The organism is Mesorhizobium sp. M1182 (assembly GCF_040318335.1).
GTDB lineage: Bacteria > Pseudomonadota > Alphaproteobacteria > Rhizobiales > Rhizobiaceae > Mesorhizobium.
In genome coordinates, this window is sequence record NZ_JAMYMD010000027.1 from 71491 (window position 1) to 81580 (window position 10090).

7 protein-coding genes, 1 tRNA gene and 2 pseudogenes are annotated in these 10090 nt (G+C 60.2%); 7 read left to right on the plus strand and 3 right to left on the minus strand.

Annotation, left to right across the window (positions count from 1 at the left end):
* Window positions 1-3 precede the first annotated feature (3 nt).
* From NKH33_RS25080 to NKH33_RS25100, 5 genes and pseudogenes are all read left to right on the plus strand, one after another.
* A pseudogene (locus NKH33_RS25080) lies at window positions 4-265 on the plus strand (hypothetical protein); the annotation flags it as partial.
* An 891-nt stretch (window positions 266-1156) separates the two neighbouring features.
* A complete protein-coding gene (locus NKH33_RS25085) occupies window positions 1157-1948 on the plus strand; it encodes a calcium-binding protein (RefSeq protein WP_352483785.1) in 792 nt (263 codons plus the stop codon).
* Window positions 1949-2343: 395 nt separating this feature from the next.
* On the plus strand, window positions 2344-4113 hold the full coding sequence (locus NKH33_RS25090; RefSeq protein ID WP_352450798.1) for a type I secretion system permease/ATPase: 1770 nt from the start codon (window positions 2344-2346) through the stop codon (window positions 4111-4113).
* Window positions 4088-5401 (plus strand): HlyD family type I secretion periplasmic adaptor subunit, encoded by a 1314-nt coding sequence (locus tag NKH33_RS25095; protein ID WP_352548197.1) that lies wholly within the window; start codon window positions 4088-4090, stop codon window positions 5399-5401. Before NKH33_RS25090 ends, NKH33_RS25095 begins: the two co-directional genes overlap by 26 nt.
* A gap of 655 nt (window positions 5402-6056) precedes the next feature.
* Window positions 6057-7274, plus strand: a complete 1218-nt coding sequence (locus NKH33_RS25100) for a tyrosine-type recombinase/integrase (protein WP_352566044.1) — start codon at window positions 6057-6059, stop codon at window positions 7272-7274.
* 21 nt (window positions 7275-7295) lie between these two features.
* Here the strand turns inward: NKH33_RS25100 and NKH33_RS25105 are convergent.
* Window positions 7296-7371: transfer RNA gene (locus tag NKH33_RS25105), tRNA-Ile, on the minus strand.
* 173 nt (window positions 7372-7544) lie between these two features.
* On the opposite strand from NKH33_RS25105, the gene NKH33_RS25110 reads away from it, so the two are divergent.
* Window positions 7545-8255 carry an SIMPL domain-containing protein gene (locus tag NKH33_RS25110; protein WP_352472400.1) on the plus strand — a complete coding sequence of 237 codons (711 nt, stop codon included), beginning with the start codon at window positions 7545-7547 and terminating at the stop codon, window positions 8253-8255.
* Window positions 8256-8387: 132 nt separating this feature from the next.
* Here NKH33_RS25110 and NKH33_RS25115 read toward each other — a convergent pair whose 3' ends face one another.
* Window positions 8388-8747, minus strand: coding sequence for a hypothetical protein (locus NKH33_RS25115; protein ID WP_352637442.1), 360 nt, complete (start codon window positions 8745-8747; stop codon window positions 8388-8390).
* 225 nt (window positions 8748-8972) lie between these two features.
* Entirely contained in the window at window positions 8973-9419 is a 447-nt protein-coding gene (locus NKH33_RS25120) for a YcgN family cysteine cluster protein (protein ID WP_023678278.1), read from the minus strand.
* A gap of 184 nt (window positions 9420-9603) precedes the next feature.
* Between NKH33_RS25120 and NKH33_RS25125 the strand changes: the two are divergent.
* Window positions 9604-10090: pseudogene (locus tag NKH33_RS25125) on the plus strand (hypothetical protein); the annotation flags it as partial.

Genomic DNA, 10090 nt, shown 5'->3' on the forward strand with positions numbered 1-10090 from the left:
GGCATGGATGGCGATTGGGATTGGGCGATTCCTGCATTGTCGAGAACGATGCAGGGAGAGCAGATCCTTCACCTGAAGAGGTGGCAGCGATGCTGCCGCTGCATGAGCTTGGCTGGGGAACCGACGGGCGAACGAATTCGGGTGCGCTCGCAACACGGTGCCTCGGTATCTAAGCGAGGGCGGGACTGTTCCGTTTCGCAAGCCTGTGCGGCCGACCGCGTTTGACGGACTGGACGATTGGCTGCGGGAGCGCTTCTTCCCCCATGGCTCGGGCTGGATGACGATCTCGACCCGCTCCAGATGCGCCGGGAACGCCTTGCGCGGTCGCGCAGCACGTCGCGGCTCGCCTGTCGGTCTTGCGGCCTCGAGCTCGGACTCAATCGCGCCGAGCCCGGTCTGGATTTCGAAGGCGAAGGCCTGCTAGGCACGTTCGAGCTTCTCGGAGCTGCGACCGAAGCGGCGCGCTCCAGCTGCTTGACGATCCCATGAAGGTCGGCGATCCTCACCTGGGCACGCTCGTTGAGTGTCGCCATCCGGACGATCTCGGCCTTGAGTGTTTCGCTCCGGAGTTGTTGCAGTTCGGCCTTCTCCGCCGCCATGGCGACGAACATCGCCTTGAGCGTATCGATTTCGTGGGGACGGGCCGAAGCGCTTCTCATCATGACGCCGACAGAAGCTTATTGTGCACGGCCTGAAGCCCGCCTTTTGCGCCTGAGTCACTTCGCCACCGCCTTCCGGCCGGACGCCGTCGCCGTTCGGCTCGAACGCGTGTCCAGTCCATGCCTTCGACGAGCGCCATCAGTTTCGGCGCGGCAAGCCGATCACGCCGTTCTCCGCCAGCGGAACTTGTCCTCGTCCAGCGCTCACGGTGCGGGTATGCCGGCGTCGAGCAAACAGAGAGAAGTTTGGGGCCCAACCAGGACGGCCCCGTTACGAAGTTCGTCCTAGTCCCGGTTTGAGTGTCGAATCTTCATCGATTGCTTGGGCGACCAGCGTCCCCGCCGCCAGCGAGCCCGCAACTGCTCAGCAGAAGGGCGAAGTGAACGTGAATGCATCCATTTCGTAAATGTGTGTCTATCCAAGCAATCGATTTCTCTAATTATCCGATGAGCAATATGAACGCGTCAGGCAGGGTGCATCATTAGGAGTATTTTCGATGGCAAAGATTATCGAGGGTGGCCCGGGTGCCGAAACACTCATCGGCACCGAGCTTGACGATTGGATGGAGGGTTTCCAGGGCGGTGACTGGATTGACGGTCGTGGCGGCAACGACGAGATCTCGGGTGGCCCGGACAGTGACCGACTCATCGGCGGCAAGGGTAACGACCGCATCTTCGGCGGAGATGGCTGGGACGATCTCTCCGGCGACAACGGCCGCTTCAACCCGCGCGTCTCCGGTGAGGACAATGACAGGCTCAGCGGCGGTCCCGGCCAGGATGTCCTCTACGTGGGTGACGGCCAGGACACGTTGACCGGGGGCACCGACAGTGACACGTTCGTGTTCCAGTTCCACAATCCGGTGCCTGGGGTTGTCGGGTCGAAGTCGGACATTACCACTATCACCGATTTCAACCCGGCGGAGGACAAGTTCGCCTTCGATGCGGTGGGCCTCTACAATGACGGTTTTGGCGCGAACTTCGTCAACAACGCCAGCATACAGTCCGGCTACCCGGTGAGCAGCTTCTACAGTGGTGCGGCCTCAGGTGCGAACGGCGAACACGTCGTGGTAATCACTGGCGAATCTTTCAACTCTGCTTCTGAAGCCGCGAGTGCGATCTCCGGCGAGCACGCCGGCGACATCATTGTCTACCAAAGCAGCTACACCGACAGAGTCGCAACTCTGGCCTATGTCACCGCCGACAACAACGCGCATGAATTCGTCCACCTGGGCGGTGTGGTCACCGTGGCCGACCTAGGCCTGACCGCGTCGGACTTCACCTTCGTTTGATCCAGAAAACCCATACGGAACAGCGCCCCGCCCCCCGGGGGCGGGCGCTTCCGTTTCCGCTACTTGCGATGGGCCGGGGCGCCCGGGAGCAGTCGCAGCGTGTACAGCTTGACGAAGCCCTGCACGTCGCGCTGGTCGTACACCGAAATCTCCCTGAAGGCGTGGAGGCGGAAGCCTGTTCGGGCCCTTGCGGCCGGCCACGATGACGTTGCCCTTCCAAACCTTCAGCCGGACGGTGTTGTTGTTGACCCGCTCCATTAGATGCCAAACCAAACACATTCGGCGGGAGCACTGATCCTGAATCAGCGAGCGGATGCAGTCGGTTGCCGCTCGGGGAGCAATATAGGGAGCTGGGTCGCCAGATCCTCACGGAGACCTACGTGAGTAACCATTCCTTGAAGGATTCAGCTTTGAGACCTTTCCCTCTGACTTCCGCTATTTGGGGAATTCTGTTGATCAGCGGCGTGGTCAACGTGCTTGCGCTGATCTCGCCGCTGTTCATGCTTCAGGTCTACGACCGCGTTCTGGCAAGTGGCAGCGTATCGACGCTAGTGGGGCTCGTCGTGCTTGCTGCAGGGCTTTATGCGTTCCAATGCCTGCTCGACGTTTTGCGCGCCCGCGTGCTGCTGCGGATTGGCGAGCGTTTCGATGAACAGTTTTCCGGACGCGTTCACGATGCGATCGTTCGCCTTCCGCTTTTAACGCGCATGCCGGGCGACGGCTTGCAGCCGCTACGCGATCTCGACAATGTTCGCGGATTCTTAGGTGGAAACGGCCCGACAGCGTTCTTCGATCTGCCATGGATGCTGCTTTATCTTGGCATTTGCTTCCTCTTTCATTTCTGGATCGGCATGACGGCACTTATCGGGGCGATCGGTCTCACATCTCTGACACTCCTTACCAACACTCTCTCGCAAGGGCCGATACGCGATACCATTGACCACAACATGGTACGCAATGGTCTACTGGAAGCAGCGCGCCGCAATGCCGAGGTCGTGCAAGCTCTCGGTCTCGCAAAGCGGATCGCTGCCCGATGGCACAAGGCCAATGCCAAGTATCTGGCCGCCAACCGGAAAGTCGGGGACGTGGCAGGTGGGCTGGGTGGCATTTCAAAGTCGCTGCGCGTGCTGCTGCAATCGGCCATTCTTGCCGTCGGCGCGTACCTTGTCATCAGGCAGGAGACTACGGCCGGGGTCATGATTGCCAGTTCGATCACGATGGGGCGTGCGCTGGCTCCGGTCGATCTGGCCATTTCAAGCTGGAAACCCTTCCTCATGGCGCGCCAGGGTTGGGCGCGGCTGGAGGACCTCTTGGGAAAGGTTCCTGAAACCGCTCCTGTTATGCCAATGCCTGCACCTGAACGCGAACTCCGCCTCGAAGGCGTGACAATCGTTCCGCCCGGCGAAAGGAAGCCGACCGTGACCGGCCTTGCGTTTGCCGTTCAGGCGGGAAGCGCACTCGGGATCATCGGTGCATCGGGTTCGGGCAAGTCGACACTCTCGCGCGCCATCGTCGGCGCATGGGCGCCGGTCGCCGGAAAGGTTCGCATCGACAGCGCAAGCCTCGATCAATGGGACCGGGAAGCGCTAGGCCGTCATATCGGCTATTTGCCGCAAGGTGTTGAACTATTCGACGGCACCATTGCCGAAAACATCGCTCGTTTTGAAGATAATCCTGACCCTGAGGCTATTGTCACCGCGGCGAAAGCAGCGGGCACACACGAACTGATCCTCCGATTTGAGCACGGCTACGAAACTCCGATTGGTGAGGCCGGATCGGCACTTTCCGCCGGGCAGCGCCAGCGTATCGGTCTTGCCCGTGCTCTTTATCGAGACCCTTTCCTTGTTGTGCTGGATGAACCCAATGCCAATCTCGATGCGGAAGGCGAGGCTGCGGTTGTCAAGGCGATCGCCTCCGTGCGCGAGCGCAAGGGCATTGCGGTTGTCGTTGCCCATCGGCCGAGCGCCATCCGCGCCGTGGATTTGGTGTTGGTGATGGAAGGTGGACGGCAGCGAGCATTCGGTGCGCGTGATGAGGCGCTTTCCAAAGTCCTTAAGGGGGCAGCGATGGCATCAGGCGCTGGGGTCAAGGCCATCGAGTCTACACAGGATAACGAGCGCGCTGACATGGAGGATCCCGGTGTCCGGCATTCATCAGAACAATGACGTTTCCAGGTCCATTCGCCGGCACCTGGTGGCGGGCCTGCTGGCGAGCGTGATCTTTGTGGGAGGAGCCGGAGCCTGGGCGGCCTTCACGAATCTCTCCGGCGCGGTTGTCGCGTCCGGACACTTTGTCGTCGATTCCTATGTGAAGAAGGTGCAGCACCCGACCGGCGGGGTGGTGGGAGAAATCCTGGTGAGCGAAGGTGATAAAGTAAAAGCCGGCGACATCCTCATGCGGCTCGACGCCACCCAGACGCGCGCCACTCTCGCTGTAGTCACCAAGCGGCTCGATGAGCTGGCCGCCAACCTGGCACGACTCGAAGCTGAGCGTGACGATCTGGCGGAGATCGCCTTCCCGGACTGGCTGCTCGCCCGCAGAGATGTTCCGGACGTAGCTTCGGCAGTACATGGCGAGACGCGGCTGTTCGAATTCCGCAGACAATCCCGCGACGGAAGGCAGGCGCAGCTAGCGGAACGCATCACTCAATATGAGCACGAGATCGAGGGGCTCAAGGCGCAGGCAATCGCTTGTGAGAAAAGCACCGAGATCCTCCAAAAGGAAATTGCTGCCCTGAGTGGGCTGCGCGACCAAGGCATTGTCTCGGACCAACGCTTGAACAGTCTGAAGACGCAGGTTGCCACTTTCGGCGGCGAACGCGGTGAGAAGATTGCACATCAGGCACAGACGGCAGCCCGCATAGCCGAAACGCGCCTGCAGATCCTGCAGATCGATCCGGATTTCAAGACGGAAGTCGGCCAGGAGCTCAGAGAGGTTCAGGCGCAGGTTGGGGAGTATGTTGAGCGCAAGGTGGCGGCTGAACAGGAACTGCGACGGATCGATATTGTCGCGCCGCAGTCAGGCGCCATTCAACAACTCGCAGTTCATACGGTCGGAGGAGTGATCACGCCCGCCGATCCGATTATGCTAATCGTGCCGGAAGGCGACGATCTTGCGCTTGAAGCACGAATCACCCCGAAGGACATCGACCAAATCCAGCTTGGTCACAAGGCCGTGCTGCGGATGTCAGCCTTCAATCTGAGGACCACGCCGGTATTGAACGGATATGTCAGCCGGATCGCAGCCGATCTGGCGACGGACGAAAAAAACGGCGTTTCGTATTACCTGGTGCGTCTGTCGGTTCCGCATGCGGAACTGACGAAGCTCAAGGACCTGACGCTCGTGCCCGGCATGCCGGCCGAAGCGATGATCCAGACGGGCGAGCGTACGGCGCTTTCTTATTTTGTGAAGCCGCTGTCGGACCAAATCAGTCGCGCATTCCATGAGGAATGAAAGTAACCACAGAAACATTTTGTTGGTATTCTTGTTGGTTGTTACGCATGCATGAGAGTCATAACCGTCTGAAACCACAGCCATGATTCCGCCTCTGACTCAGATTCGTGGTTCCACGGTCATTTTGCCCTTCCAAGTCGCCGACCATTCAGTTCTTGGCCTCGAGCGCATTAAGATACCCATCATCGTACACAAAGGCTGGAAAAGAGTCCGGTGTCTTGAGCGATCCTAGGTCTGGAGACCTAGGGTGAGCCTGCAAGCACAGGGCTAGGACATGATTGAGCGTCTGCAATATTCGGACAGGTACATAGGAAGACAGGCAGGCGTCAAAAACGCGCTTTCAACGCGCTAAACCGATGCTACGCACCCCGAGCGTCTTGCCGCCCTCGCTCCCGCCGGTAGGAATCAATCGCGAGCAGGCTGCGACGTTCATCGGCGTAAGCTCAACGACCTTTGATGAAATGGTCCAGGACGGCCGGATGCCGCAGCCACGAATGCCGAGCAAGGGGCGCATTGTTTGGGACGTCGAGGAACTTGTATTGGCCTTTCGAAAGCTCCCTCACCGCCAAATCGGAGGAGCACCAAAGCTTGACGAAGATTCGCCGCCACTAGACAATCCTTGGGATCGAAAACCACGAACATGACGGATGAGCCCGTGAAAATCGATCTTAAGGGCGTAGTGAAGGACACTGATCGCCACGGCAATGATCGGTACTATTTTCGCGCACCGGGTCGGAAGAAGGTCCGGCTCCGTGAACCGACCGGCAGCGACGAGTTCCTCGAGGAACTGCGCTGCGCACGCGCCGAGGTCTCTTATGTTCGGCCCGGCACTCTTCCCGAGATTTGCCGGCGCCTCCCCAAGCCTTCCGAGCCAGCGAAGAAAGGCACGTTACTGTGGCTTTGCCAGGAGTATTACCGTCGGGGCGGCACGGAAATCACCCAAGACACTATGGCGCGCCGACGAGCAATTCTGGAGCGCGTATGCGAATTACCTCATCCCCTCGAAGGTGACCCGGATCCTCAGTATCCCACCAAGGGATCTCTGCCATTCGCCGGTATGAAACGGTCTCATGTTAAGGAGATCAGGGACACCAGGCTCGACGCCCTTGGCGCGGCAAACAATATCGTAAAAGCCATCAGCGCGATGTTTGAGTGGGCAAAGGACACAGAGATTCCGGGCGTCGACTCCAATCCCGCCCGCGGCATCAGACGGCTAAAGAGCGGCGACGGCTGGCACCCATGGGACGTGTCGGAGATCGTTCAATATGAGAAGCGGCATCCGCTGGGTACCGCAGCCAGACGTGCGCTCTCGATCTTCATGTTTACTGGCCTGCGGTTGTCCGACGTCGCGATCTTCGGTCGACAGCACATCACGCTCGTCTACAACGAGGAGACCGAGCAGTGGGAGAAGTGGATCAGAATTAAGCCTGGGAAGACCAGTCGTAACAAGGATGCGGTGTTGGTGGAGCTCCCGCTTCTGCCCGAACTAGAGGCGGAACTTGAGCACACGCCCTCCGACCAGATGACCTTCCTGGTCAATGAGTATGGTCGCCCGTTCTCGGAGAACGGTCTGGGCAACAAGATGCGCCAGTGGTGTGATCAAGCTGAGCTGCCGCACTGCAGTGCTCATGGAATTCGCAAGGCCGGCGCGACGATCGCCGCTGAGAACGGCGCGACGCACGAGCAGCTGAAGGCGATATATGGGTGGACTACGTACCAGCAGCCCGACCACTACATCAAGAAAGCGCGTCGCCGGAAGGTAGCGAGAGCGGCGAAATACCTGCTGGTTATCGATCGAAAAGAGAACAAAATTGTCCCACTTTCTGAGGGGGTTGAAAGAGGTGGGACAAAAATGGCCAAAAAATCCAATTAAATCAACGGCCACAAAAGCCAATGGTGGGCCCGGAGGGACTCGAACCCCCAACCAAGCGGTTATGAGCCGCCGGCTCTAACCATTGAGCTACAGGCCCCACGGCGCTGGATTAGTGTTTTTCCCTGAACCGCACAAGGCTTTCCGAGCAGGCGTTCCAAGGGGGCTGGCAGGGATCGCCCAAATCAGCCCATATTGATAACCTATTGCACGTCGCCCATTGGACGCCGGCCAACACTCGGCTGTCTTGGGATCCCAGATCGAGGAGATTTCATGACCAGACGTATCTTGCCCCTGGCGATTGCCGCCGCAATCGCATTTCCGGCGATCGCGGCCGCCGCCGATTCGCCACCGCCGCCGCGTATCGTCGTCACCGGTGAAGGCGAGGCGGCGATAGCACCCGATCTGGCTCTGCTGACGCTCAGCGTCATGCGCGAAGCCAAGACGGCACGTGCAGCGCTCGATGCCAATAACGACGCCATGGCCGCGGTGATCGCTGCCATGAAATCGTCCGGCATCAAGGAGCGCGACCTGCAGACAGCGGGCATCCAGATCAATCCGCGCTATAACTACACCAACAAGCCCGACGGCAGCCAGGAGGCCGAGCTTGTCGCCTATCAGGTGACCAACACGCTTTCGGTGCGCGTCCGCGACATCGACAAGACCGGCGACATTCTCGACAAGGCGGTGTCGCTCGGCGTCAACCAGGGCGGCGGCATCTCCTTCTCCAACGACGATCCGGCGGCAGCCGTCACCGAGGCGCGCAAGAAGGCCGTCGCCAATGCCATGGCCAAGGCCAAGACGCTGGCCGAAGCGGCCGGCGTCGGCATCGGCCGGGTCCTGGAAATCACCGACCAGAATTTCGCACCACCGCCGATGCCGATCAACGCCAAGGCATTCGATGCCGCCGGCGCGTCGGTCCCGGTGCAAGCCGGCGAGAATTCCTATACCGCACAGGTGACGGTGACTTTCGAATTGAAATGATCATCGCTTGCAGCATGAAAAAACCCCGGAGGATCGATCCTCCGGGGTTTTTTGAGCCGCGCTTTCCGTCCTGGCGGAAAGGGCTCCGCTACTCTACCGGCTGCAAGTCAGCCGGCCGCAAGCCCGAAGACCTTAGCGATAGATGATCGGACAGCCGCGCTCGTTGGCGAATACGATTACGACGCGGTCGCCATACTGGCGGCCGGCGACCTTGACCGTGCGGCGGTTGATGTCGATGATGCGGGCGCGGTGCAGGCCCATGCGTTCGGCCTTGTCAATGGCACGCTCCGGCGAACAGGACCGGCGCCAGCCGCCATGACGGCGGTGTTCGCGATAGTAACCATCATCTTCGTCGCCGGTATAGACGCCGACGCGCGGATCCTGGTTGTTGCCGAAGCCGAGATAGATGCTGTCAGCATGAGCGGGGATGGCAGCAAGCGTGCCAAGGCCGACAAGTGCCGAAAGAGCAACCGTCTTGATGGTATTGAACATTGTCTTCTCTCCTTGTTTGAGGGTTTCCACCCGTTTTCGTCAAACCTATGCGAGGAGAATGCACCCGCCTGTCTGAATTTTTTGCGAACCGGCCATTCATCCCCCGTTCATGCGGCAAGAATGGGCCAGCCGTTAGTCTGTCCGTTTCTGGAACCGTTCTATGCAGGGCAGATGGGGAACGTACCCTTTTGCCATGGTTCCCGGTCTTCGTTACCGCAGGAAATCCTAAGGCTCGTCCGCGAGCATATGGTCGAAATAGTCGTCCGGCTCGGCAAGGTCGGTCTCGCTGGCGCTGACCCGGCCGCGCATCGAGATGCCGGCCTCGTGCACGGTCTCGTCGCTTCCCGACACCAGCCTGTGCCACCAATAGAGATCGCGGCCCTCGGCCACCAGCCGGTAAGCGCAGGTCTTGGGCAGCCAGCTGATGGTGCGCACGTTCTGCGGCGTCAGCCCGACGCAATCCGGAACACGCGCCAGCCGGTTGGCATAGTCGGAGCAGCGGCAGCTTCCAGCGTCGAACAGCCGGCAGCCGACGCTGGTCCAGTAGATCTCTCCGGTGTCCTCGTCTTCGAGTTTCGACAGGCAGCACTTGCCACAACCGTCGCAGAGTGATTCCCACTCGGCCGGGGTCATCGCCTCGAGCGTCTTGGTCTTCCAGAACGGCTTTTCCATCGTCGGCATGTGGCCCCCGGACGCTTCAAGGTCAAGCACGGCAACCGTGCACCCTCGTCCGAACGATACGCCGGGACCATACGCCGGAACATACGCCAGGACCATACGAATGACATGAAGTCGCCTTCAAAACGCCGGTCAATCGCCCTGTGCCACAGCTAGAACCTACAAACAGGAACCAAACATGGTTGCTGAAAGTTTGGGCATGGATGGGACGCCACAAGGAGTGTTTATGATGAAACGCCAACCACGGATTCTGGCAGGCACGGCGCTTGGCCTGTTGATGGCGTCCGCGCCGCTAGGCGCGTTCCCACTGCAAGGCGACGCCGCATTCGGCCCCGTGCAACGTACCGCAGCGCCGCTCATCCCAGTGCAATCGAGTTGCGCCGAGGGCGAGTCGGCGGAGGCCTGCGCGCAAAGCCAGCAGGCAGAGCAGCCCAGAAAGAAGAAGCGCGACCAGCAGCAGCAAACGGAATCCGCTCCGGCCGAGCAGGCGGCTCCAGCTGAGTCCGAGCAACCCCGCAAGAAGCGGCGCAATCAGCAGCAGCAAACAGAATCCGCTCCGGCCGAGCAGATCGCTCCAGCCGAGTCCGAGCAACCCCGCAAGAAGCGGCGCAATCAGCAGCAGCAAACAGAATCCGCTCCGGCCGAGCAGATCGCTCCAGCCGAGT

What these genes read in the sequence shown, in the direction of transcription:
- NKH33_RS25085 (WP_352483785.1), top strand. Translation starts at nt 1,157, where the DNA reads ATGGCAAAGATTATCGAGGGTGGCCCGGGTGCCGAAACACTCATCGGC.
- NKH33_RS25110 (WP_352472400.1), top strand. Translation starts at nt 7,545, where the DNA reads ATGACCAGACGTATCTTGCCCCTGGCGATTGCCGCCGCAATCGCATTT.
- NKH33_RS25115 (WP_352637442.1), bottom strand. Translation starts at nt 8,747, where the DNA reads ATGTTCAATACCATCAAGACGGTTGCTCTTTCGGCACTTGTCGGCCTT.
- NKH33_RS25120 (WP_023678278.1), bottom strand. Translation starts at nt 9,419, where the DNA reads ATGGAAAAGCCGTTCTGGAAGACCAAGACGCTCGAGGCGATGACCCCG.